Here is a 25,292-nt window from a genome sequence, read left to right on the forward strand (position 1 = left end):
AACTGGTTGATATTCCAGTACCACTACCATCGTTATTATCGATGGCGTGACGCAGGAGGATAGTGTGTGCTAGCTATTGGATGCTAGTCTAAGCGTTTAGGCAGTGAGAGTAGGCAAATCCGCTCTCATAATACTGAGGCGTGATGGGGAAGGTTCCACGGAACCGAAGTACATGATTCCACGCTGCCAAGAAAAGCGTCTAGAGAGAGAAGTAGTGCCCGTACCGCAAACCGACACAGGTAGGTGAGGAGAGAATCCTAAGGCCGGCGGAAGAATTACAGTTAAGGAACTCGGCAAATTGACCCCGTAAGTTCGCGAGAAGGGGTGCCTACGAGAGTAGGCCGCAGAGAATAGGCCCAAGCAACTGTTTAGCAAAAACACAGGTCTCTGCTAAAGCGTAAGCTGATGTATAGGGGCTGACGCCTGCCCGGTGCTGGAAGGTTAAGGGGAACACTTAGCGCAAGCGAAGGTGTGAACTTAAGCCCCAGTAAACGGCGGCCGTAACTATAACGGTCCTAAGGTAGCGAAATTCCTTGTCAGGTAAGTTCTGACCCGCACGAATGGCGTAATGACTTGGGCACTGTCTCAACTGTAAATCCGGCGAAGTTGTAGTGCGAGTGAAGATGCTCGCTACCCGCGATTGGACGGAAAGACCCCGTAGAGCTTTACTGTAGCTTAGCATTGAGTTTTGGTATTGTCTGTACAGGATAGGTGGGAGACTAGGAAACCAGGGCGTCAGCCTTGGTGGAGTCAACCTTGGGATACCACCCTGACAGTACTGAAATTCTAACTGGCGGCCATGAATCTGGTCACAGGACATTGTTAGGTGGGCAGTTTGACTGGGGCGGTCGCCTCCTAAAAAGTAACGGAGGCGCCCAAAGGTTCCCTCAGAACGGTCGGAAATCGTTCGAAGAGTGCAAAGGCAGAAGGGAGCCTGACTGCGACACCCACAAGTGGAGCAGGGACGAAAGTCGGGCTTAGTGATCCGGTGGTACCTCGTGGGAGGGCCATCGCTCAACGGATAAAAGCTACCTCGGGGATAACAGGCTGATCTCCCCCAAGAGTCCACATCGACGGGGAGGTTTGGCACCTCGATGTCGGCTCGTCGCATCCTGGGGCTGAAGTAGGTCCCAAGGGTTGGGCTGTTCGCCCATTAAAGCGGCACGCGAGCTGGGTTCAGAACGTCGTGAGACAGTTCGGTCCCTATCCGTCGCGGGCGTAGGAAATTTGAGAGGAGCTGTCCTTAGTACGAGAGGACCGGGATGGACTGACCTCTGGTGTACCAGTTGTTCCGCCAGGAGCACAGCTGGGTAGCTAAGTCGGGAATGGATAAACGCTGAAAGCATCTAAGCGTGAAGCCAACCTCAAGATGAGATTTCCCATAGCGTAAGCTAGTAAGATCCCTTGAAGAACACAAGGTTGATAGGTCGGGGGTGTAAGCATGGTAACATGTTCAGCTGACCGATACTAATAGATCGAGGGCTTGACCAAATATAGTATTAATTATGTGCAATTTTGAAAAAACAAAATATTTCTAATAATCTGGTGATGATGTTCTTTAGGGTAACACCCGTTCCCATTCCGAACACGACGGTTAAGCCTTTAGAAGCCGATGGTACTGCACGGGAGACTGTGTGGGAGAGTAGGTGGTCGCCAGGTCAGTATTCCTCGATAGCTCAATGGTGGAGCACTCGGCTGTTAACCGATAGGCTGGAGGTTCGAGTCCTCTTCGAGGAGCCAAATCTAGTGATGATGCGTTTAAGGGTAACACCCGTTCCCATTCCGAACACGACGGTTAAGCCTTTAACGGTCGATGGTACTGCACGGGAGACTGTGTGGGAGAGTAGATGGTCGCTAGGTAAGATAAAGCTTGAATTTTAATTCAAGCTTTTTTATTTTGTAATTTTTATAATATCCACATGAAAGGTTTAATTTTTAAAATTAGATTTTCCTGTGGATATTTTTATTTTAAAAATTATCCACAGAATTTATTGAATTAAAATATAAAATATATTTGTGGATAACTTTTGAGTAGTAATACTTGTCCTATAGCAAGTTGAATTATTATATTATAGTTTAGATTATTTTTAATAAGATTTATAATATTTAAATTTATGTCTTAAGATTGTGAAGTTAAGTTTATGCGGTTTGAGTTTTAAATTAAGTTTAAAAGCACAATTACATTAAAAATAAGATAAGAATATATATTTATTAATAGAATCTTATATTTTTAAATAAAAATTTAAATAAAAAAAGATTTGTATTTTATAATTGATATTCTCTCTATATATAATTTGAGTTAATTTTCAAATATTAATTTAACAACTTTAATAGTTTTTTGCTTTTTATTATCTTTAATACTTTTTAGGAATATAGTAGTATTTACGTTATTGTAAATAGTATAAGTTTCTGTTGATAAAATCTTTCTTATTTTACTTGTGTATAAATTTTAAGAAATTCTCTAATAAAGAGTTTAAAATTAAGGAACACTTTTTATTCTTAAGAATACAATATAGTGTGGTTAAAATATTAAATTATAGTTATAAATTTAATTAATAAAAAGTAATGTATAAAAATAAGTTATAAAAAAATAAGGTATAGAAAAATAAGTTATAAGGATAAATCATAAAAATAGATTATAAAAATAGATTATAAAAATAGACTATAAAAATAGACTATGAAAATAAATTGTAGAAAAGTAATTCAAAATTAAAATATAGTAATTTACTAATTAATTCAATATGAGTTAAGTCTTTATCACATAAAAATAATATTTTTAAGTTAAATTAATGTTATTTTTAGAAAAGGAGCTTTTTAGTGGCTTTATAATGTATTTTTTGTTATATATTAATCTAATAAATATATTTTTATAAAAAAAATCATAAAATTTTTAAAAAATGTATTGACATATTAGCTATATATCTATATAATTAATACTTGTGAAGAGCAAATGTTCTTTGGTGGTAAGGCTCGATAGCTCAGTCGGTAGAGCAGAGGACTGAAAATCCTCGTGTCGCTGGTTCGATTCCTGCTCGAGCCACCAGTGTGGCGCTATAGCCAAGTGGTAAGGCAGAGGTCTGCAAAACCTTTATTCCCCGGTTCAAATCCGGGTGGCGCCTCCATAAAAAACCTCAGTAACTTTACTGAGGTTTTTGCTTTGCAGAAATTTACATATACACACTAAATTTTATTCCAAACACTAAGAATTAAGTGGATTTATATTTTATAAATCCACTTTTTTCATTAAACATTAAAAGAGACATGTTAATATGTCTTTTTTAGTTTATTTAGCATAAATAAAAGTAAATGTTATGCAGTAGCTGGAACTCTCTCCTTTATTCTTCTTAAATCTTATTATAAATAAAAGTACATTTTATGTGGTAGCTAATAAATTCTTATAGCCTTAGTGCAATCTACATGTTTTATTGATGGTTATGATATTAGTTTATCCTTAGCTAGAATATTAATTTCACTATTAACCATAAGAAACATTTAATATTTTATTATTAGTTTATCTTTAGCTGTGTCGAAAAGAATTGATGATCCTATTGGTAAGGTTATATTAGGATAGTCATGACCAAAAGGAATATTATATATAATTGGTTTTTTATATGGTAATAGTATAGAAAGTATAGTATTTATTGTTTTAGGATTATACGGTGTGAAATGTCCTATTAAAAAAGCTCTACAAGAATCTAGTTTACCTGAAAGTTTTAATTGCATTAAGTATCTATCTATAGCATAATTCTCTTCATTTACATCTTCAATCATGAGAATTTTATTTCGAGTATTTATTTCATAAGGAGTTCCTAAGGTGCTACATATCATAGTTAGGTTTCCACCACAAAGAATTCCTCTAAATAGTTCCTTATTTTCCACTTTAAAATCCTTTGTAGATATGTTAATTAAATTGCTCTCATCAGTAAGCAGTGATAGAAAGCTATTTTTAGTTATTTCATCTGAACTAATTTTAGAATTTATCATAGGTCCATGAAATGTTATTAAGCCTGTCTTTTGAGATAAGTAATTTAAGAGAACTGTTAAATCACTATAGCCACATAAAATTTTAGGATTTTTTTTAATTACTCCTATATCTAAATAGGGTAACATTCTTATACATCCATACCCACCTCTATAAGCTACTATTGCTTTAACTTCCTTATCTTTAAACATCTCCATTAAATCTTCAGCTCTTTCTTTGTCAGAAGCAGCTAGATAATCATTTTTTCTTCTTAAATATTTTCCTTCTTTAATTTTAAAGCCAAGATTTTTAAATGAGGATATATTATAGTTTATTACATCAGCACTATCTCCACTGGCAGGGGAAACAATACCTATAGTATCACCAACTTTTAATTTTTGAAATTTCACCATAAAACCTCCTAAAAAAATAGAGAGCATAAATTGCTCTCAATAATCTTTTAGTTAATTATATGCAAAAATATTTTTATGGTTACAGATAAATTTAAAACATATCTTTTTTATATAGTATAAATGCTATTACACCACAAAGTATTACAGATAAAGTCATTATTATATGGAACCCATATGGATGGTGTAATAGTGGTAAGTAGTCAAAGTTCATTCCGTATATACCAGAGATAACTGTAAGGGTAGACATAAGGATTGTAACTGAAGCTAAGACTTTCATCACTATGTTTAGGTTATTAGAAATAACAGAAGCAAAGAAGTCCATGGTACTACCTAGAATGTTACTATAAATATCAGTCATCTCAATAGCCTGTTTATTTTCTATTATTACATCTTCTAAAACATCTTTATCTTCTTCATATCTTTGAATAACATCAAGTTTTAACATCTTTTCTAATGTAATTTCATTAGATTTTAAGGATGTTGAGAAATATACTAAGGATTTACTTAATGAGTGCAATTGTACTAACTCTCTGTTTTTCATTGATTTATGAAGACGCTTTTCTATCATAATACTTTTTTTATCTATTTGTCTTAAGTATAAAAGATAATATGTAGAAACTCTGTTTAGAATTTGTAAAATAAATCTTGATTTTTTAAATGAGTAAAAATTACGAACTTTGTTTGAAGAGAAGTCGGTTAATACCTTGCTATTTTTTAAGCATACAGTAATTAATTCATTTTTTGTATGAATTATTGCTAATGGATAAGTATCATATGTTAAGGAGTTATCCTCCATTTCTGTAAAAGGAATATCGACTATTATTAATATAAAATCTCCTTCAATTTCTATACGAGAAGTTTCTTCATCATCTAAAGGTGCTCTTAAAAATTCTAAAGGAACTCCTGTTTTTTTAGAAATAAGAAGTAATTCTTCCTGAGAAGGTGCTATTATATTAACCCAACAACCTGGTTCAAGGGAAGCAATTTTCTTTAAAGTCCCATCATTTTCACTTAAAGATTTATATATCTGAATCATTTTCTCCCTCCCAAAGCATTAAGTTATATTTTGTTTCAATTATCATTAAACAAGTTATTTAAAATAAAATCAAGATAATTTTTATAATTAGCTTAGATATAACAAAGAAAGTAATAGAAATAAAGAGGTACAAGCAATACAATTACTATAAACTTTAAATATGAGCAATTAAGATTGAAATCAATAAAATTTTACACTTATCTAGGTAGATTTAATTTTTGAAAATTAGTATAATGTGATTTGTTTATAATATTAAAAGTCGGGGGATTTTTAAATGGGCACTATGCATAAGGAAGTTGTCAAAAAAAGAAGGGATGTAGCTATTGTAATTAGTATAGTTTGCATGAGCTTAGCTATAAGCCTATCTAATTTTTTTGGCAATATTAAATTTGAGTCTTTTAATGCAGAGACAATAACAGATCCAATATTTCTAGTTTTAACATTAGTTATATTCTTTAGAGAGTATAGAAAATGTAAGACAAGTTATAAATATTCCATAGTAGCTAATCAACTAATGATTCATAAGGTGAAAGCTAATAAGCAATCAACTTTAGAGAACATAAAGTTAAATAATATTGTTTATTTAGGTAAAGATTATTCTAAAGAAGCAAAGGATTTTAAAACTTCTTCTTGTAAGAAATATGTGTGTAGTTTATTAGATAGAACAGGTCATTATTGTTGTATATATAAAAATGGTGATGGATATAATAAATTCTATTTTAAGCCAAGTAAAACACTTGTTGATAAATTAGAAAAAAACTTAGCTATTTAAGAAAAGAGAGTCTTTTGACTCTCTTTTTTTAATATAAATTTTCCTTAGACATATTGAAGGTTTCTTTAACCTCTGAAAGAAGAAAATCGCTTTCTATAAGATCTAAGGCTGTTGAAATAAGGGCATAAGAAGCTGAAAGCGCTTGTTCTTGAGCAAAGGATGATATTGTTGCATCTGCAAATTCTTTAGTTCCATAGTCAATATTTACATTATCAACTATGTTTATATAAGGATGAATACAAGGTACCTTGTGACTTACAGTTCCTAATGAAAGACCAGCATCTATATCTCTTGGTTTTCCTATGTTTATTATTCCGTTTTCTTTTAAATTATGACTATATAATCTATTTAATACTTGATTAGATAAAAGCTCTTCATTAGGTGGCTCATAAAGTTCAACACAACTTTCTAAGTTCATTGTGTCAGAAATACAAGCAATAAGGTTTCTTATTTTATTTTCTATACATTTTGCAGTTTTGGTGCTTTCTGCTCTTATATATAATTTACCTTCTGATTCAACAGGTCTTAGAAGAGGTGTAACGCCTCCTTGAGATAAAATAGTGTGTATGTTAGCTTTCTTACAGAAGCCCTTAGATAAAGCGTTTATTACATTAAAAGTTAGCATAGTACCATCTAAAGATGTAAAACTATCAAAATCTAAGAAACTTAATCCATCATGACCTTTAAAAGTTACTTTTAGAGGTATAATTGCCTTTGAAGTACCACTTTCAGAGGTTATTATATCTGGGTGAGTTGTTAATACCACATCTATATCATCAAAAATACCTTGTCTAACATAAGTAGACTTAGTTCCACCTAAATATTCTCCAGGACATCCTATTAATATTACTGTTCCACCAGACTTTTCAATTACCTTGCTTAATCCTAAGGCACTTGTAATTGATATAGTAGTAAGAAGATTATGACCTGTTATATGTCCTCCCTTAGATTTAATAGCATCATATTCGCATAAAAAGCATATTTTAGGGTATCCATTTCCTTTCTTAGCATAGAAAGCAGTATCTAAATCTAAAAATTTTTCTCTTACATCAAAATCTCTATCTCTTAGGAAATTACATATATATTTGCAAGCGTCATATTCTTTGTAACTATCTTCAGGATTATCATGCAGAAATTTACAAAGATTAAAGAGAGCTTCTTTTTCTGTAGATAAATAAGAAATAACTTCCTGTCTCATTGAAAAAACCTCCTAAATATTTATAGGATTAGTTTGTGCTACAATAGAAAAAATATTAATTTTTATTTATTTAAATATTTTTCCTGCTGAATTATGTATAGAAAAATATTATATGGAAAAAATATAGAAAAATAGAGATTTAAGGAGTGTTATCTATGAATAAGTCAATTTGTATAATTTGTGGCAAAGAGGGTCATGGTATAATGATAAGAGGAAAATTAATATGCACAGAATGTGAGAAAAAAGCTATAAGTTGTGATATTAATAGTGAATTCTATGAGTTTTATAAAAATAGATTAAAAGAAGAAGTTTATAAGAAAAAATTAGGGTAACAGAGGAGTGGTTAACTTTGAGAAATATTCCTATAATTAATGGGATATCAATGTACTTAAGAGAAGAAATAGTACCTTTTTCTATGCCAGGTCATAAGAATGGACGAGGCTTTAAGGGATTTGAAGAAATACTTTTACAAGGTGATTTAACTGAAGTTGAAGGATTAGATAATTTGCAGCATCCAGAGGGAATAATTAAAGAAGCTGAGGATAAACTTTCTAAGTTATATAAAAGTAAAAAGAGTTATTTTTTAGTTAATGGAAGTACTTGTGGAAATTTAATAATGATATTTTCTTTGTTTAAAGAAGGAGATAAAGTTTTAGTAGAAAGAAATTGTCACAAAAGTATAATGAATGGAATAATAATGAGAAAATTAAAACCAGTTTTTATAAATAATATATTTCATTCAAAATTAAAAGCACCAGTAGGAATTGATTTAAATCATTTAAAAGAGCAAATAAGTTTAAATAAGGATTTAAAAGGAATAATATTAACCTACCCTAATTATTATGGCGTAGGAGTTAATATAGATGAGACTATAAAAATAGCTAGAGAGGCAAATTTAAAAGTTGGAATAGATTCAGCTCATGGAGCACACTTTGGATTTAACAAGTTATTGCCTGAAAGTGTACAAGAATTAAAGGCTGATATAGTTGTAATGAGTGCTCATAAAACTTTACCAAGTTTAACACAGACTGCTTGGATGCATGTTAACAATGAGGATTTTATTGAAGAAATAGAATTTTATAAAAACATTTTTATGAGTACTAGCCCTTCATATATGTTTATGATGAGTTTAGATTATTCAAGAAATTTTTTAGAAGAACATGGTGAAGAGGCATACAATAACTTGTTTAAGATCATAGAGGATTTTAAAAATAATATTAAGGACTTATCATATTTTAAAATATTAGATAAGGAATTTTTAATTAATGGATTAGAAAAAAATATTAAGATAAATGATATTAAGATAGATAATAGTAGAATAGTACTAAACTTAAGGGAAAATTTAAATGGGAATAAACTATTAGATTATTTAAGAAGTAAAAATATACAATGTGAAATGAGTGATAATAAAAATGTTGTTTTAATACCGTCACCATTTAATACTGAAGAAGATTTTAAAATTTTAAAAGATGCTTTAAAATCTTGTGATATAAATTGTCTTAAAGATGAAGAAATAGATTTTTATTTAACAGATTTACCAGAGAAAAAATTAGAACCTTTTGAAGTTTTAGATTTAGAATATGAAAGAATTAATATAAATGATGCTGTAGGTAAAATTGTAGCAGAGAGTATAGTTCCGTATCCACCAGGAGTCCCTATGCTAATAATGGGCGAAGTAATAGAAGAAAGACATGTTAAATTACTTAATGAGTATATGAAAAATAAAGTAGATTTAATAGGGATAAAGGATAAAAAAGTTAAGGTAATAAAGAATAAGTAAATACTTAAAGAATATATTAGTTAGGTTGTATCGAAGTTGGGAGTTAAATAAAGAATATAATAAGTATTTTTTATTTATAAGATTTTGGTACAACCTTTTTAATTTATTAAATAAACGATTAGAAGATTATTTGATATAATAATCCTTGTATTAAAATTATTACATAAGACTTTTTAGGGAGTTTTATAGAATTTATTTAATATATTTTTAGAGAAAAAAACGTGTTTATATAGATTGGAGTAGTTATGGGTAAAATATTTTGCATAATGGGGAAAAGTGGTTCTGGTAAGGATACTATTTTAAAAGAGATAAATAAGGTTGAAGATTTAAATTTAAAAACTATAGTTACATATACAACTAGACCTAAAAGAAATAATGAAACAGATGGAGTGGAATATTTCTTTATAGATAAAGAAAAGCTAGATGATTTTAATAGAGAAGGTAAGATAATAGAATGTAGAGTTTATGATACTGTTCATGGAAAATGGTATTACCTAACTGTAGATGATGGCCAAATAAACTTAGAAGAAAATAATTATATAGTTATTGTAACTTTAGAGGCTTATTCTGAGTTTAGAAAATATTTTGGAGATGAGAAATTAGTACCACTTTACATAGACTTAGATGATGGAGTTAGACTTGAAAGAGCATTAAAAAGAGAGAGAGAACAGAAAAGTCCTAATTATAATGAGATGTGCAGAAGATTTTTAGCAGATAATGAAGATTTTAGTGAAGATAAATTACTAAATAACAATATAATTAAGAAATATAACAATTACAATTTAGAAGAATGTATAAGTGAAATATATGATGTAATAAGAAAAACTTCTAAATAATCTGGGGGAAAATAATATGAAAAATGCATTAAAGTTAACTTTTATTGGATTTCTAATAATATTAGTAGGAATATACTTAGCGGTTTCTGATATAGATACATATGGAGTACATAAAGTTCTTACTATAGTAGGAGTTATTTTAGCTGGTTTTGGCATAAAGAGCATAAAATAACTTAGCTATTAAAAATATTAATTTTAAATAAAAAGTAAATTATATAACTTATGAAATTAAAGCAATAATAAGGTTTGGTTAAGGGTTGTAAATAATGATATAATTATTTAAAACATAAATTTGAATTTTAGGGTAGAGATGTGAGGAGGACGTGTTATGAAATTAGTAATATCTATAGTTCAGGATGATGATGCTTTAGATTTAGTTGATGCGTTAAATGAGAAAGGTTATAGTGTAACTAAATTAGCTACAACAGGTGGATTTTTAAAATCAGGAAATACTACACTTTTAGCTGGGGTTCAAAAAGAAAAGGTTGATGATGTTATAAGTATAATAAAAGATATATGCCAAACAAGAAAGGGCGTTGTAAGTTCATCTGCAAGTGTTTCTGAACCAGGTGGAGTGTATATACCATATCCTATGGAAGTGCAGGTTGGAGGAGCTACAATATTTGTTGTTGATGTAGATAAATTTATAAAGATTTAAAATAGAAAGGAAAGTGCATAAATGATAGGTCACAATAAAGTTAGAGATAGATTTAGTAAAAGTGTAAGTAAAAATGCACTTTCCCATGCTCATTTAATTATTGGTGAGGATGGAATAGGAAAAAGTCTTTTAGCAGATGAATTTGCTTATAAGATTTTAGGAATACCATCACAGAGAGAACATGTAGATATTGTTCATTATAAATCTGAAAAGGCCTCTTTTGGTGTTGATTTAGTAAGAAATATTATAGCTGAGGCAAATAAAAAACCTTATGAATGTGATAGAAAGGTTATAATAATTCATAATGGAGAAAAGCTTACAGTTGCAGCACAAAATGCTTTATTAAAGACCATAGAAGAACCTCTTACAGGTATTTTTATAATAATTTTAAGTAGTAATATTGATTCTATATTAGAAACTATAAGATCTAGATGTCAAATACATAGGTTAGCACCTCTTAGTAAAGAGGAAATTAATTTATATATATCTAAAAAGTATAATGGAATAGATGATGAATTAAATAGAACTCTTATATCTTTTAGTGAAGGTATCCCAGGAAGAGTTGATAAATTCATGAATGATGATATTTTTAAGGATATAAGAAATACAGTTATAGATATGTTAAAAGATATTGGGCATGGGAAAATAGAAGTTCCTATAAAATATTCTGATAAATTTTATAGCATGAAGGGTAACGAAGAGGAAATCTTAGAGACAATAACTATTTTTGCCAGAGACTCAATTATATTTAAGGAAATAGAAAACAACTTGTCCATAATAAATGGAGATAAAATAGATGATATTAGAGAAATAGCTAGTAATTTATCCTATAATAAATTAAATAGGATAATAAAAGTAGTTAATGAGGCCAGAAATAATTTAAAAAGTAATACTAATTTATGGCTAACTTTAGATAGTATGCTGATTAGTATATTGGAGGAATAAAAATGATAGAAGTAATAGGAGTCAGATTTAAAAAAGCTGGTAAAATATATTACTTTGGTCCTAATGGTATAGAGATAAAGAAGGGTCAAAACGTAATTGTTGAAACTGCTAGAGGTATTGAATTTGGAGAATGTGTAATTGGTATAAGAAAAATTAGTGAAGAGGATATCGTTGCACCATTAAAATCTGTATTAAGATTAGCTACAGAGGAAGATATAAATAAGCATAAGGAGAATAAAGCTAAAGAAACAGAGGCTTTTGAAATATGCTTAAAGAAGATAGAAGAACATAATTTAGTAATGAAACTAATAGATGTAGAATATACATTTGATAATAATAAGGTTATATTCTACTTTACTGCAGAGGGTAGAGTTGACTTTAGAGAATTAGTAAAAGATTTAGCAACTATATTTAAGACAAGAATAGAGCTTAGACAAATAGGGGTTAGAGATGAGGCTAAAATGATAGGTGGACTTGGACCATGTGGAAGACCTCTTTGTTGCTCTACATTCTTAGGAGACTTTGCTTCAGTTTCAATAAAAATGGCTAAGGAACAAAGTTTATCACTAAATCCAACTAAGATATCAGGAATATGTGGAAGACTTATGTGTTGTTTAAATTATGAGCAAAGCACATATGAAGAAATAAGAAAAGAACTTCCTAGAGTAGGATCTGTAGTTGAGACTGAACTTGGAAAAGGTGAAGTAGTAGGTAACAACGTATTAAAGGAATTAGTAAGAGTTAAATTACCAAGAAAAAATGAAGAGATTATACAGGATTTTAAAATGTATGATGTAAAATTAATCTCAGGTAGCTATGAAGGTGAAGTAGAGGATACAAACATTAGATTAGAAATTACTGATGAAGCGGATAAAGCATTAATTAAAAATCTAATAAAAGATAATTAAAATTAAATTTTTAATACGGTATAGGGGTATTCTTTAGCATGTTAATTCTAATTTTACTAGAATAGGCTAAATATGCTTAAAAGAGATATTAAATACTTTAAAAATTAGCAAAAATATGATAATATAAATATGGTATTTTTATACCAACATTTTAGGAGGTGTTTTATTATGGCATACAAAATATTAGACACATGTGTAAGCTGTGGAGCATGCGCTGCTGAGTGTCCTGTAGATGCAATATCACAAGGAGATACTCAATTCGTTATAGATGCAGATACTTGTATCGATTGCGGAAACTGCGCTAATGTTTGTCCAGTAGGTGCACCAGTTCAAGAATAATATTATTAAAGATCATCTTCGGATGATCTTTTTTTTGCAGCTTTAGGCTGCTTTTTTTATTTTAAAGTAAATTTTGAATAAATGTAGGAGAGTGTTGGAAAAATATAATATAAAAAATGGTAGGAAGGGTGAGTGATTTGAAACTAAAGGATTTAAGAGTTCTAGAGGGGAGAAATATAAAGGGAGAAGAAAATCTTATATTTATAGACATAGAGGAATCTGAAAGAAAAAGATTATATTGGTTAATAAGTGATTATGAGTTCATATGCAGAAAGATGAATATTGAAGGTACCTTAAAAGAGGCTATATATAATGAGTTTGGAGGATGTGCGTGGTTAACTTACTCTAATAAGGAATTAGCTTTATTTATAATTGAAAGCTTAATAGAGGGAGTAAGTGCAGATAAATTATTAAATGAAGCTGTAGCTAAAAAGCAACGGATTTGGGAGTATAACTTATTAGAAGAGTGTTCTAAGAAAAAAATAGACTTCTTTAAAGAGGATGATGAAATAATAGTAGGGTATGGAGTTAATTCTAAGAGAATAAGTAAAGAGGATTATGAAAATAAAAATTATAATCTGGATTTAATAAATAATGGAGTTATTCCTATAGTATCTATAACAGGAACTAATGGTAAAACATCTACTTCAAGATTAATATACAAAGGTTTTGAGAATTTAGGGTATTTCTCTGGATTAGCTATGACTGGTGGAATAATTATAAATAATGAGTTTGTAAAGAAGGGAGATACTACAGGATTTTATAGTGCTAAAAAGGTTCTTACCAATCCACAGGTTGAAGTTGGGGTTTTAGAGACTGCTAGAGGTGGTATTTTAAGAAAGGGATTAGGATTTAAAAATTCTAAGGTTGCCATAATAACATCCTTAGCAGAGGACCACATAGGGGTAGATGGAATAAAAGATATTAATGATTTACTAGATATAAAATTAATTACAACTAGAGAAGTTTTACCAGAAGGAAAAGTAATAATAAAGGCAGAACCAAAGCTATATGAAGTTCTACAGACAAAAGAAAATTTAGTTTTATTTAATTCTAAAAAGAATGAATATATTGAAAAACACATGAAAAATGGTAAGGAAGCTTGGTTCGTAGAGGATGAAAATGTAATATTTTTTGATGGTAAAGATAAAAATATTATCTCTAATATAAAAGATTTTAAGTTTACTCATAATGGTAATTCAAAAACTAATATAAATAATATTTTGGTATCTATAGCTGCTATATATGAAGTACATAAAAATTTAAAGGAAGTAGTGGAGTGCTTAAAAAATATAGAGTGTGATGTCTATAACAATATTGGAAGACAAAACATAATTGAATTTGAAAATTTTAAGATTATATTGGATTATGGTCATAATCCAGAAGCCTTTGAGAAATTATTTTACCTAGCTAATAAGATCAAAAGAAATAAGATAATTTCTATAGTTTCATCACCAGGAGATAGGCTTGATGAATACATAAAAGAATTAGGAAGAATAGCAGGTAAAAATTCAGATACTATTATAATAAAAGAAACCTTTGATAGAAGGGGAAGAGAGGAATTAGAAATAACTAATTTAATAAAAAGTGGGATAAATGAAGTTGAAAATAAATCAGTAGAAGTATTATCAATAATAGATGAAGAAGAAGCTATCAAAAAGGCAATATCAATGGCCGAAGAAGGAGACATTATAGTAGATTTTACTCAACATTTAGATGTAGTAATACCTGTTATAAATAAATACTTATCTAATCATGGAAAAGAAATTATAGAGGTTGATTTAGAAGACTTTCACTAAAGAAAAAGACTATATCAAATTCCTAAGTAATGGAGTTTGCATATAGTCTTTTATATCATATCTTCAGAAGTTAGCTCTAATATTTTTATTGTAGTATTTTCAGGAAGTGATTCAGAATTTACTGATAAAACTTGATCATGAGTTATTTTAAAACCTTTCATTTCCATTAGAAATTTATCTACAGTATTTAAATAGAAACTTAATTTTGCAGTTTTATAATGCATTGGAATAACGTAACTAGGATTTATATCTAGGATTACCTTTTTTAGATTTTCTACAGAAATAGTTAAATGTTCTCCTACAGGAACAAATAATATATCTATATGGCCTAGTTGCTTTATAACTTTAGAAGAAAGTATATGTCCTAAATCTCCTAAATGACAAAGTGTTATGTCATCACAAAGAATTTTAAATATGAAGTTTTTATCACGTTTTAATCCAAAGCAATCATCATGAAAAGATAAATATGATTTAACTTTGCAAAAGGTATTTTGATAATCAACTAAGTCTGTTAATACTTTTGCTTCATCATTAATGTATTTTGTACAATTATGATCGAAGTGCATATGACTTATAGTAACTAAGTCCACATCACCTTTATAGGGAATATATCCTATATCTATATCAAATGGGTCCATTAATATACGTTTTCCAAGATTAGTTTTTATTAAAAAACAAGAATGACCTAACCAATAAATATTCATTAAAAAGCCTCCTATAAAAATTATTTATATTATTGACACATATAATATAAATAAACATAAAATATAAGAATAATTTATTTGAATTGAATTTATTTAAGGAGATTTAAATAAAAATAATAGATGAATAAGTGTATTACATTGATTAAGTATGTCAAATGTATTAATATATATTGTGTATTAAGGTCAGTAAAGGTCAAATTTTGAGGAGTGATATATATGGCTAAATTGTCAGATTCAATAGAATATTTTCTAAAGGATTTATTAGACCAAACAGAAGATAACAATTTAATAATAAGAAGAAATGAGTTAGCTGATAAGTTTAAGTGTGCACCATCACAGATAAATTATGTTTTAACAACTAGATTTACCTATGAAAAAGGATATTTAATTGAAAGTAGAAGAGGTGGTGGTGGATACATTGTAATAAAAAAAGTAATTCATGAAGTTCATGCTGATAGAAGAGATTTAATTTATGATGAGATAGGTACAGGGATTACATACCATAATGCAGCTGCCATTGTAGATAATTTACTTGAACATAATATCATAGATGAGAAAGCAGCAAATCTTACTAAGGTTGCAATAAATGATAGAACCCTTCAGAGTTCTAAGAATATAAATGAAACAAGGGCAGATATTTTTAAGGCTTTGCTTATGGTATTGCTTAAGTAATTTATGGGAGTTGAAAATTTTGCTTTGTGAGAGTTGTAATAAAAATAATGCAACAATACAATTATTAAAAAGTACTAAGGGAAAAAAAGAAAGCTTAATGCTTTGTGATAAATGTGCAATCGAAATAATGAGCCTTGCACTAGAAGATGAGGAGATAAATTTAGAAGATTTTTTATTAGATTTAAACACTTATATAGAGTGCATTGAAGAGAGGGTTAAGGATAAAGCTTTAGTATGTAAAAATTGTGGAACAAGATTTTCTGATTTTGAAGAGGATAATTTCCTAGGGTGTGAAAAATGCTATGAGATATTTAAAAATAGAATAATATTTTTATTAAATTTAGAAGAAGCAGAGATAAATCATAGAGGGAAACAACCTAAAACAATAAAAAAGGACTTAAAGAAATTAGAAATCTTAAATTTACAAGAAAAATTAAAAATTAATATACTAAAAGAGGAATATGAAGAAGCTATTATTACTAAGAAAAAAATACATGATTTAAAAGAGAGTATAAGGGAGGATAGTAATAGTGGTTCAATGGATTAGCCCCTTAGATAATAGTATAGTAATTGCATCAAAAGTTAAAATCTTAAGAAACATAAAAGGAATTAAATTCACTAAGATGTTAAATGAAGAGGAATTTAATAATCTTTCAAGTATGGTTTTAGGACACTTGAAAGAAGTTGATATTTTGGATAAATGTTATGTAGTTAAATTAAAAGACGGTGAAGAAAAAATAATAGATTACTACAAAGAAAATTTTGGCTTAATAAAATACTTTGAAAATAAGGATAATCTTATTTTTATAATGAATAAAAATGGAGAATTTAATATATTACTGAATGAAGAAGAGCATATTGGGATAGAATGTACAAATAGTGGATTAAGTTTAAGAGAAGTGTATTCTAAGGTAGATAAATTAGATGACTTAATTGAAGAAAAAATACACTATTCCTTTGATTCTGAATTAGGATACTTAACATCAAATATAAAAAATTTAGGAACAGCTTTAAGAGCAAAGGTATTTATACACTTACCTCTTTTAAGTTCAAATAATTTAATAAGAATAATAAAAAATGCTCTAAAGGAAGAAGGAATTATTCTAAAGAGTATATATAATTCAGGAAATAAAGATGTTGGCAATATTTATGAAGTATCTAATATTAAGACTTTAGGAATGTCAGAAAAAGATATTTTAGATTCTCTTATATCTATTACTAATAAATTAATTTTAAGAGAGAAAAACCAAAGAGATAATCTTTCAAAGGATGAGTATATTGAATTAAAAGATGATATTTTAAGAGCCTTAGGAGTTTTGAGAAATACCTATTCAATAGATAGGGATGAAGCTTTAAAATATTTATCTTATGTAAGGTTAGGAGTTGAGCTAGGCATTATAGAAGATCTTAGTTTAAAATCAGTAAATTCTGCTATGATTGAAATTCAACCTGATATGATAAATAACTCATCAATTAAAAAGAGAGATATACAAAGTTTAAAAATAGAAAGAGCCAAAATTATTAGAAATGCTTTAAACACATAATTATAGGGTATTGGGAGGTAAAAGATGCGTCTTGATAATTTTAATGAAAATTCCAAAATAGTAATCAATAAGGGAAAAGAAAGTTCTTTAATGCTAAAACACGGCTACATGGGAACAGAGCATTTATTAATAGGATTAATTAATGAAAATGGACAATGTTCTAAAATTTTGGAAGAAAGCAATGTAACTGAAGAAAAGGTACTTAGTTTTATTAAGCTATATGTTGGAATTGGAGAGGTAAATTATAGTTTGGATGAGGTGCCTTTTACACCTAGATGCAAAAAGATTTTAGATAGAAGTGTTGAAATTGCTAAGGAATATGGTCATAGCATTTCAAGACCAGAGCACATATTATTAGCCTTAATAAAAGAAAGAGAAGGTGTAGCTAATTTAATTCTAACTAAAATAGTAAAAAATGATATAAAAAATATAAGCGATAAGTTAAATAACATACTAGGTAGAATTCCAAGTAAGGAAAGTAAAAGCCTTAAAGAAAAGGAAAAACCAAAAAGAAAAGATACTCCTACATTAAATCTTTATGGTATAAATTTAATAGAAAAGGCAGATAAAAATAAACTTGATCCTGTAATAGGAAGAAAGGATGAAACTCAAAGACTTTTAGAAATACTTTGTAGAAGAATGAAAAACAATCCTTGTTTAATAGGAGAACCTGGAGTAGGAAAAACTGCTGTTGTGGAAGGATTAGCTCAAAGAATTCTATTAGGTGAAGTACCAGATATTATTAAGGATAAAAGAATATTTACCTTAGATGTGACTTCTATGTTAGCTGGGGCAAAATATAGAGGAGAATTTGAGGAAAGACTTAAAAAGGTTTTAAACGAAGTAAAAGATTCAGATGATATAATACTTTTTATAGATGAAATGCATAATATTGTTGGGGCTGGGGGAGCAGAAGGTGCTATAGATGCATCAAATATATTAAAACCAGCTTTAGCAAGAGGTGAAATACAATGTATAGGTGCAACAACAACTGATGAATATAGAAAAAATATAGAAAAGGATTCTGCTTTAGAGAGAAGATTCCAACCAGTAGTTGTAAAAGAGCCTAGTAAAGAAGATTCCGTATTAATATTAAAGGGATTAAGAGAAAAGTATGAAGTACATCACAATGTAAAATTAACAGATGAAGCTATAGAGGCAGCTGTTAATTTATCAAGTAGATATATAACAGATAGATTTCTACCAGATAAGGCCATAGATTTAATAGATGAGGCTGCGGCAAAGGTAAGAATAGAAAGTATGATTGTTCCTCCTAGACTTTTTAAGCAGGAAGAATTAATAGCTAACTTAAAAATTGAAAAAGAAGAAGCTATAAAATTACAGGACTTTGAATTAGCTGCAAAGTTAAGAGATGAAGAATCAATATTACAGGAAGAACTAGAGAGAGATAAAGAGCTTTGGAGAGAAGAAAATTACAATAAAATCTACGAAGTTAATAAAGAACATATTGCAAAGGTTGTTTCAAAGTGGACTCAGATACCAGTAGAAAGGCTTACAGAGAAAGAATCAAGTAAACTTCTTAAGCTGGAAGAAAAGCTTAGTAAAAGAGTTATAGGACAATTAGAAGCAATAAGAACCATATCTAAAGCTGTAAGAAGATCAAGGGTAGGTCTTAAAGATCCTAAAAGGCCTATTGGATCCTTTGCCTTTTTAGGACCTACTGGAGTAGGAAAAACAGAGCTTTGTAAGGCTTTAGCAGAGGCTATGTTTGGTGATGAGAATAAATTTATTAGGCTTGATATGTCTGAATACATGGAAAAGCATGGTGTATCTAGACTTATTGGAGCTCCCCCAGGATATGTAGGATATGAAGAGGGAGGACAACTTACAGAAAAGGTAAGAAGAAATCCTTACTCAGTAATACTTTTTGATGAAATAGAAAAAGCACATCCAGATATATTTAATGTTCTTCTTCAAATATTAGAAGATGGTGTTCTTACAGATGGAAAAGGTAAAACAGTAGATTTTAAGAATACAATAATCATAATGACTTCAAATATTGGAGCAGATAAATTAGATAAGAAAAATGCAGTTGGATTTAGTGCTAAAGAGGATAAGGAACGAGATTATGATAAGATGAAAGGAATTATGTTAGAAGAGCTAAAACAAAATTTCAAACCTGAATTTGTAAATAGATTAGATGACATAGTTGTATTCCATAGTCTAGAAAAGGATCATCTTTTAAAAATTGTTGATCTTATGATATGTTCTCTAAAAGAGAGGTTAAATGATTTACAACTTTCTTTGAATTTTTCTCAAGAGTGTAAAGAATTTTTAGTTAAAAAGGGCACTGAATTAAAATATGGAGCACGTCCATTAAGAAGAGTTATAACTAAATATATTGAAGATAGATTAAGTGAAGAACTTTTAAGTGGAAATATATTAAGAGGATCTAAGGTAGATGTTTTCTTAGAAGACGACGTTGTAAAATTTAAAAAAACTGTTTGATTTTAAGAATAAATAAGGTTATATATGATAAAACATATATGACCTTATTTTTTTATTATTTATCTATATATTGTATTTTAAATTTCGGAATATAATAGAGTTTTTTTGTTAGAATAAAAAATAAAACAAAGAAAAAATATAATTAATAATAATTATTATTGAAAAATTGTTTAACAAGGAGTATAATTAATAAAAAATAGGTACCCTAAGGGGGTACATCGAATAATATATCATATAATACAAATAATAAATTTAACCTCAGTAAGGAGTGTTAGTATGGATAAAGAAATAAAAGAATTAGATTTAATAATAATTGGAGCAGGTCCAGCAGGATTAACATCTGCAATATATGCTTCAAGAGCAAAATTAAGTACTTTAGTTTTAGAAGATAATTTAGTTGGAGGTCAAGTAAGATCAACTTATACAGTTGAAAACTATCCTGGATTTACAGAAATAACAGGAAATGATCTTGCTGATAGAATCCAAGCGCAAGCAGAGGCTTGTGGAGCTATAATAGATGAATTTGATTTTATAGAAAATGTCTCATTAAAAGATGATGAAAAAATCATAGAGACTGGAGATTATATATATAAGCCAAAGGCTGTAATAATAGCTACAGGAGCTACACCTAAGAAATTACCAATTCCAAGTGAAAGTAAATATCTAGGTAAGGGTGTGCATTACTGTGCAGTATGTGATGGAGCAGTTTACCAAGATGAGGTTGTTGCCGTTGTAGGTGGCGGAAATGCTGCTTTAGAAGAAGCTTTATATCTATCTAATATAGTTAAGAAAGTAATTGTTATAAGAAGATATGATTATTTCCGTGCAGAAGCTAAGACATTAGAGGCTGCAAGTAATAAGGAAAATATTGAAATAATGTATAACTGGGATTTAGTTGATGTTCTAGGTGGAGAGTTTGTTGAAGCTGCAAGAATAAAAAATACTAAAACTGGAGAAGAAAAAGAAATTGCTATAAATGGAGTCTTTGGATATATAGGAACAGAACCTAAGACATCTATGTTTAGAGAATATATAAATGTTAAAGAAAATGGTTATATTGAAGGCGATGAAAACATGAGAACTAATGTTAAGGGTGTTTATGTAGCAGGAGATGTTAGAGAAAAGATGTTTAGACAAATAACTACTGCCGTTTCAGATGGAACTATAGCAGCCTTACATGCAGAAAAATATATTTCAGAAATAAAGGAGAGATAAGTATGGTAAAAGTATATTCAGTTGAATGGTGTGGACCATGTAATAAATTAAAAAAATATTTAGAAAAATTAGGCGTTCAATACGAAACAATCACAGTTGCAGATGGTAAGGAAGATAGAAATGAAGTTTTAGAAGTTTCAGGACAAAGATCAGTGCCAGTAGCTGTTATAGGAGAAGAAGTTATAGTTGGTTTTGATAAGCAGAAAATTGATGCTGCAATAGAAAAAATAAGATAGTAGAAGGTGATTCTTAATGAATACTAAAGAAAATATTTTTTATAACTTTATGGGTGGTAATTTCTATGAAAACAAATCAGATAAATTAATAGATATAAAATCACCTTTAGATGGTAGTTTAGTTGGAAGGATACAAAGTCTTTCTAAAGAAGATGTGGATAAAATTATTGATAATGCAGAAAAAGCACAAAAATCATGGAATGAAGTTCCTTTAAATGAAAGAGCACATGTGCTTTATAAAACTGCAGATTTATTAGAAGAGCATAAGGAGGAATTAGCAAATATAATGATAAGAGAAGTTGCTAAGGACAAAAAGAGTGCTTTATCAGAAGTTAGCAGAACAGCTGACTATATAAGATTTACAGCTGATGCTGCAAAGAGTATGGATGGAGAAAGTATACCATCAGATAACTTCCCAGGATTTAATAGAAGTAAAATATCTGTGGTAACAAGAGAACCTTTAGGGGTTGTATTAGCAATATCACCTTTTAACTATCCAGTAAATTTATCAGCATCAAAAATAGCACCTGCTATAGTAGCTGGAAACAGTGTTGTGCTTAAACCTGCTACTCAAGGAAGTTTATCAGCTTTATTCTTAGCTAAAATGTTCCATGATGCAGGTCTTCCAGGAGGAGTTTTAAATACTATTACTGGAAGAGGAAGTGAAATAGGAGACTATTGTGTAACTCATGATAAAATAGACTTCATAAACTTCACTGGAAGTACAGAGGTAGGAAGAAGAATTTCAGAAATAACAGTTATGAAGCCTCTTCTTATGGAACTAGGTGGTAAGGATGCTGCTATAGTTTTAGAGGATGCAGATTTAGATTTAACTGTTAATAATATAATTGCTGGTGGATATTCTTACTCAGGACAAAGATGTACTGCAGTAAAGAGAATATTAGTAATGAATTCAGTTGCAGATAAATTAGTAGAGAAATTAAAAGAAAAAATAAGCAAATTAAAAATGGGAAATCCATTAGAAGTAGAAGATGTAACAATAGTTCCGCTTATAGATAATAAAGCAGCTGACTTTGTTATGGAACTTATTGATGATGCAAAAGAAAAAGGTGCTACTTTAGTTTGTGGAGGACATAGAGAAGGTAACTTAATAGAAGCTACTTTATTTGATAATGTTACTACAGACATGAGATTAGCATGGGAAGAGCCTTTTGGCCCAGTTTTACCTATCATAAGAATAAATGATAAGGATGAAGCTATAAAAATAGCTAATGCATCTAAATATGGATTACAATCATCAGTATTTACTAGAGATATAAATGAAGCATTTTATATTGCTAATAAATTAGAAGTTGGTACTGTTCATGTTAACAATAAGACTGAAAGAGGACCAGACCACTTCCCATTCCTAGGAGTAAAATCTTCTGGTATGGGAACTCAAGGTATAAGATATTCAATAGAAGCAATGTCTAGACCTAAGGCAACAGTAATTACAATAAGATAATAGTTTTATAATTATTATTTATTTCAACCTATACCTAAAGAGCTACAAGTAAATTTCTACTTGTAGCTTTTTTATTGCAAAAAAATAAAGAGATGTAAAAACATCTCTCTATTTTATGTTCCTATTCGTTTAAAGCTTTATCTATAGCATTTTTATCGAAACCAACTATAATAGTTCCATTTATATCTAAAACAGGAACACCCATTTGTTTACTCTTTTTAAGCATATCTTCTCTAGCAACCATATCTGTTTGTACGTTTAAATCTTCAAATTCAACATTTTTTGATTTAAGATATTGTTTTGCTTTAACGCACCATGGACAAGAGTTTGTTGAATAAACCTTTACCATATTATCATCTCCTATGCGAATTAATTTTTAATATATCTTTATTTTAAGTATTAAAAGTGTATAAAATATGTGATTTAAATCAATAAAAAATAATTATTTAATTTGATCATCATTTAAATGGTCATTAAATATTAAATTATGCATTGTATCTTCATTGTTGTTAATAAAAGAAGATAAACTAGTTAGGGCAGTATTAGAAGAATGCAATGGATTTTCATAAACAGTAGAGTTATTACTAAATTTATCATTTAAGTTCAATGGAATCCCTCCTAATTTTTATTTATAGTATTTGATAAAATTTCAATAGATATTCATTAGTATTGATAAAAGTGGAAAATATTTAATGATAAATGATAAAATATAACATAGACTAAATATGAAATTATTACAAAAAGAATGTATAGTGGTCTAGACAAGTTAAAACCAGTTGAGTATAATTTAATTAGGAGGAGAAATCATGATAGATAAAAATAGTCCTATACCTGTGTATTACCAATTAAAAGAGATGATAAAAGAAAAGATAGCAGATGGCACTTGGCAAGTAGGACAGTGTATAGCAAGCGAAAGAGAGTTAACAGAGGCTTATGGAGTAAGTCGAATGACTGTCAGACAGGCTTTAGGAGAACTAGTACAAGAAGGTCTTCTTGTTAGAGAAAAAGGAAAAGGAACCTTCGTATGTGAACCTAAAGTAAAGCAAGAAGATATGATGAGTTTCTCAGAAATTATAAAAAAAGCAGGAAGAAGTTTAATAACTAAAGTTATAGATTTTGAAGTTATTAATACCCCTGAAGAATTAGCAGATACTTTTGATGTGGAAAAAATATATAAAATAAATAGATTAAGATTAGTTGATGGAGAAGCTGTTGCTAATGAGGTTGTTTATATTCCTTGTGAATATTGTGGCTTTGTAACTAGAGATGATTTAGAGGGGTCCTTATTTAAGTTATTAGAAGAAAAGGGACATATTATAGAAAGTACAGAATCATCTTTAGCAGCTGTAATAATGGATGATGAGCTAAAAGTTTTATTTAATGTGAATAAACAAGTACCTCTTTTAAAAAGTCATAATACAGCTTTAAATTCAGAAGGCGAAATAATTTACGTTGAAGATGCAATTTATAGGTCAGACAAATATATATTAGAAATTAATATTTCTAAAAGAGAGGGGAAATTGAAATGAGATTAATAGTTACTAAGAATTATGAGGAAATGAGTAAAGTTGCAGCTAAAGAAATGGCTGAAGATATAAAAAGAAATCCTGAAATTGTTTTAGGATTAGCTACTGGTGGAACTCCAGTTGGAATGTATAAAGAGCTTATTAGAATGTACAATGAAGGAGAATTAGATTTCTCAAAAGTTACAAGTATAAATTTAGATGAATATGTTGGGTTAGCAGGAGATCATGATCAAAGTTATAGATACTTTATGAATACAAACTTATTTGACCACATAAACATAGATAAAAACAATACATTCGTACCTAATGGATTAGCAGAAAATGTTGAAGAAGAGTGCATGGCATATGATTCTAGAATTCAAGACATGGGAGGAATTGACCTTCAGTTACTAGGATTAGGTGCAAATGGACATATAGGATTTAATGAGCCAGGAGAAGCTTTAAGTGTAGGAACTCACTTAACTGATCTTAAAGAATCAACTATAGAAGCAAATGCAAGATTCTTTGATTCAATTGATGATGTGCCAAGAAAAGCTATAACTATGGGACTTGGTGGAATAATGAAGGCTAAAAAAATAATGGTTATAGCAAGTGGAGAAGGAAAAGCTGAAGTTGTAAAGGCAATGATGAGTGGAAAAATAACAACTGAAATTCCAGCTACTATGTTACAAATGCATAGAGATGTCATATTAATAGTTGATGAAGATGCAGCTAAATTATTAAAATAGTTATTACTATCTTAGATTAATATATAAGAAGACTGTTTGTAGATAAAAAGCATTATTTAAATGCTTAAATTTACAAACAGTTTTTATT

The 25,292-nt window shown here is 29.2% G+C and carries 25 protein-coding genes, 3 tRNA genes and 3 rRNA genes (1 of these 31 running past the window's edge); 25 read left to right on the forward strand and 6 right to left on the reverse strand.

Going from position 1 to position 25,292, the window contains the following annotated elements; genetic code table 11:
* The 6 genes from I6G60_RS02760 to I6G60_RS02785 form a co-directional block, all read left to right on the forward strand.
* Positions 1-1,491 (forward strand): 23S ribosomal RNA (locus I6G60_RS02760); it begins 1,413 nt to the left of the window's first position.
* A gap of 50 nt (positions 1,492-1,541) precedes the next feature.
* Positions 1,542-1,659 (forward strand): 5S ribosomal RNA (rrf, locus tag I6G60_RS02765).
* A gap of 6 nt (positions 1,660-1,665) precedes the next feature.
* Positions 1,666-1,740 (forward strand) — tRNA-Asn (locus tag I6G60_RS02770).
* A 2-nt stretch (positions 1,741-1,742) separates the two neighbouring features.
* A 5S ribosomal RNA gene (gene rrf / locus I6G60_RS02775) occupies positions 1,743-1,860 on the forward strand.
* A gap of 1,107 nt (positions 1,861-2,967) precedes the next feature.
* A tRNA-Phe gene (locus tag I6G60_RS02780) sits at positions 2,968-3,043 on the forward strand.
* A 4-nt stretch (positions 3,044-3,047) separates the two neighbouring features.
* Positions 3,048-3,122 (forward strand) — tRNA-Cys (locus I6G60_RS02785).
* A gap of 370 nt (positions 3,123-3,492) precedes the next feature.
* Here I6G60_RS02785 and I6G60_RS02790 read toward each other — a convergent pair.
* Entirely contained in the window at positions 3,493-4,374 is an 882-nt protein-coding gene (locus tag I6G60_RS02790) for a S66 peptidase family protein (RefSeq protein WP_049039901.1), read from the reverse strand.
* A gap of 91 nt (positions 4,375-4,465) precedes the next feature.
* The gene (locus tag I6G60_RS02795; RefSeq protein WP_003459363.1) at positions 4,466-5,410 is read right to left on the reverse strand and encodes a magnesium transporter CorA family protein; all 945 of its coding nucleotides are present in this window, start codon (positions 5,408-5,410) and stop codon (positions 4,466-4,468) included.
* A gap of 274 nt (positions 5,411-5,684) precedes the next feature.
* Here I6G60_RS02795 and I6G60_RS02800 point away from each other — a divergent pair, with 274 nt between their 5' ends.
* The gene (locus I6G60_RS02800; RefSeq protein WP_003459375.1) at positions 5,685-6,182 is read left to right on the forward strand and encodes a hypothetical protein; all 498 of its coding nucleotides are present in this window, start codon (positions 5,685-5,687) and stop codon (positions 6,180-6,182) included.
* A gap of 28 nt (positions 6,183-6,210) precedes the next feature.
* On the opposite strand, the gene I6G60_RS02805 is transcribed toward I6G60_RS02800, so the two are convergent.
* On the reverse strand, positions 6,211-7,380 hold the full coding sequence (locus I6G60_RS02805) for a zinc-binding metallopeptidase family protein (RefSeq protein ID WP_049039907.1): 1,170 nt from the start codon (positions 7,378-7,380) through the stop codon (positions 6,211-6,213).
* A 155-nt stretch (positions 7,381-7,535) separates the two neighbouring features.
* On the opposite strand from I6G60_RS02805, the gene I6G60_RS02810 reads away from it, so the two are divergent.
* The 9 genes from I6G60_RS02810 (at position 7,536) to I6G60_RS02850 (ending at position 14,645) form a co-directional block, all read left to right on the forward strand.
* Positions 7,536-7,712 (forward strand): sigma factor G inhibitor Gin, encoded by a 177-nt coding sequence (locus I6G60_RS02810; protein WP_003452260.1) that lies wholly within the window; start codon positions 7,536-7,538, stop codon positions 7,710-7,712.
* 17 nt (positions 7,713-7,729) lie between these two features.
* Positions 7,730-9,160 carry an aminotransferase class I/II-fold pyridoxal phosphate-dependent enzyme gene (locus I6G60_RS02815; RefSeq protein ID WP_049039912.1) on the forward strand — a complete coding sequence of 477 codons (1,431 nt, stop codon included), beginning with the start codon at positions 7,730-7,732 and terminating at the stop codon, positions 9,158-9,160.
* Positions 9,161-9,405: 245 nt separating this feature from the next.
* Positions 9,406-9,996 carry a guanylate kinase gene (locus I6G60_RS02820; protein WP_003459338.1) on the forward strand — a complete coding sequence of 197 codons (591 nt, stop codon included), beginning with the start codon at positions 9,406-9,408 and terminating at the stop codon, positions 9,994-9,996.
* A gap of 16 nt (positions 9,997-10,012) precedes the next feature.
* Complete coding sequence (locus tag I6G60_RS02825) at positions 10,013-10,168, forward strand: hypothetical protein (protein ID WP_003452252.1); 156 nt, start codon at positions 10,013-10,015, stop codon at positions 10,166-10,168.
* 156 nt (positions 10,169-10,324) lie between these two features.
* Positions 10,325-10,654 carry a cyclic-di-AMP receptor gene (locus tag I6G60_RS02830; protein ID WP_003459310.1) on the forward strand — a complete coding sequence of 110 codons (330 nt, stop codon included), beginning with the start codon at positions 10,325-10,327 and terminating at the stop codon, positions 10,652-10,654.
* A 21-nt stretch (positions 10,655-10,675) separates the two neighbouring features.
* The gene (locus I6G60_RS02835; RefSeq protein ID WP_049039914.1) at positions 10,676-11,599 is read left to right on the forward strand and encodes a DNA polymerase III subunit delta'; all 924 of its coding nucleotides are present in this window, start codon (positions 10,676-10,678) and stop codon (positions 11,597-11,599) included.
* Between the two features lie 2 nt (positions 11,600-11,601).
* On the forward strand, positions 11,602-12,507 hold the full coding sequence (locus I6G60_RS02840) for a PSP1 domain-containing protein (RefSeq protein WP_003452261.1): 906 nt from the start codon (positions 11,602-11,604) through the stop codon (positions 12,505-12,507).
* A 168-nt stretch (positions 12,508-12,675) separates the two neighbouring features.
* Positions 12,676-12,846: a DUF362 domain-containing protein gene (locus tag I6G60_RS02845; protein WP_003452217.1), complete on the forward strand. Its 171-nt coding sequence runs from the start codon at positions 12,676-12,678 to the stop codon at positions 12,844-12,846.
* 116 nt (positions 12,847-12,962) lie between these two features.
* The gene (locus I6G60_RS02850) at positions 12,963-14,645 is read left to right on the forward strand and encodes a Mur ligase family protein (RefSeq protein WP_110083451.1); all 1,683 of its coding nucleotides are present in this window, start codon (positions 12,963-12,965) and stop codon (positions 14,643-14,645) included.
* A gap of 50 nt (positions 14,646-14,695) precedes the next feature.
* Here the strand turns inward: I6G60_RS02850 and I6G60_RS02855 are convergent, their stop codons facing one another.
* Positions 14,696-15,349 (reverse strand): MBL fold metallo-hydrolase, encoded by a 654-nt coding sequence (locus I6G60_RS02855; protein WP_003482391.1) that lies wholly within the window; start codon positions 15,347-15,349, stop codon positions 14,696-14,698.
* 216 nt (positions 15,350-15,565) lie between these two features.
* On the opposite strand from I6G60_RS02855, the gene I6G60_RS02860 reads away from it, so the two are divergent.
* The 7 genes from I6G60_RS02860 (at position 15,566) to I6G60_RS02890 (ending at position 22,950) form a co-directional block, all read left to right on the forward strand.
* Positions 15,566-16,021: a CtsR family transcriptional regulator gene (locus tag I6G60_RS02860; RefSeq protein WP_003452250.1), complete on the forward strand. Its 456-nt coding sequence runs from the start codon at positions 15,566-15,568 to the stop codon at positions 16,019-16,021.
* A gap of 19 nt (positions 16,022-16,040) precedes the next feature.
* On the forward strand, positions 16,041-16,568 hold the full coding sequence (locus I6G60_RS02865; protein ID WP_197925572.1) for a hypothetical protein: 528 nt from the start codon (positions 16,041-16,043) through the stop codon (positions 16,566-16,568).
* Positions 16,552-17,565 carry a protein arginine kinase gene (locus I6G60_RS02870; protein ID WP_131440861.1) on the forward strand — a complete coding sequence of 338 codons (1,014 nt, stop codon included), beginning with the start codon at positions 16,552-16,554 and terminating at the stop codon, positions 17,563-17,565. The genes I6G60_RS02865 and I6G60_RS02870 overlap by 17 nt, the downstream gene beginning before the upstream one ends.
* Positions 17,566-17,589: 24 nt before the next feature.
* Positions 17,590-20,034 carry an ATP-dependent Clp protease ATP-binding subunit gene (locus I6G60_RS02875; RefSeq protein ID WP_164786948.1) on the forward strand — a complete coding sequence of 815 codons (2,445 nt, stop codon included), beginning with the start codon at positions 17,590-17,592 and terminating at the stop codon, positions 20,032-20,034.
* Between the two features lie 276 nt (positions 20,035-20,310).
* Complete coding sequence (gene trxB / locus I6G60_RS02880) at positions 20,311-21,249, forward strand: thioredoxin-disulfide reductase (protein ID WP_003452248.1); 939 nt, start codon at positions 20,311-20,313, stop codon at positions 21,247-21,249.
* A 2-nt stretch (positions 21,250-21,251) separates the two neighbouring features.
* Positions 21,252-21,485 carry a glutaredoxin family protein gene (locus tag I6G60_RS02885; protein WP_003452243.1) on the forward strand — a complete coding sequence of 78 codons (234 nt, stop codon included), beginning with the start codon at positions 21,252-21,254 and terminating at the stop codon, positions 21,483-21,485.
* Between the two features lie 16 nt (positions 21,486-21,501).
* Entirely contained in the window at positions 21,502-22,950 is a 1,449-nt protein-coding gene (locus I6G60_RS02890) for an NADP-dependent glyceraldehyde-3-phosphate dehydrogenase (protein WP_003459369.1), read from the forward strand.
* 121 nt (positions 22,951-23,071) lie between these two features.
* Here I6G60_RS02890 and I6G60_RS02895 read toward each other — a convergent pair whose 3' ends face one another.
* On the reverse strand, positions 23,072-23,299 hold the full coding sequence (locus I6G60_RS02895; RefSeq protein WP_003452255.1) for a glutaredoxin family protein: 228 nt from the start codon (positions 23,297-23,299) through the stop codon (positions 23,072-23,074).
* Between the two features lie 93 nt (positions 23,300-23,392).
* Positions 23,393-23,557, reverse strand: coding sequence for a hypothetical protein (locus tag I6G60_RS02900; protein ID WP_003459343.1), 165 nt, complete (start codon positions 23,555-23,557; stop codon positions 23,393-23,395).
* 199 nt (positions 23,558-23,756) lie between these two features.
* On the opposite strand from I6G60_RS02900, the gene I6G60_RS02905 reads away from it, so the two are divergent.
* A complete protein-coding gene (locus I6G60_RS02905; RefSeq protein ID WP_003459300.1) occupies positions 23,757-24,479 on the forward strand; it encodes a GntR family transcriptional regulator in 723 nt (240 codons plus the stop codon).
* Positions 24,476-25,204, forward strand: a complete 729-nt coding sequence (nagB, locus tag I6G60_RS02910) for a glucosamine-6-phosphate deaminase (RefSeq protein WP_003459367.1) — start codon at positions 24,476-24,478, stop codon at positions 25,202-25,204. The genes I6G60_RS02905 and nagB overlap by 4 nt, the downstream gene beginning before the upstream one ends.
* Positions 25,205-25,292 lie beyond the last annotated feature (88 nt).

It is taken from the genome of Clostridium perfringens (genome assembly GCF_016027375.1).
GTDB lineage: Bacteria > Bacillota > Clostridia > Clostridiales > Clostridiaceae > Sarcina > Sarcina perfringens.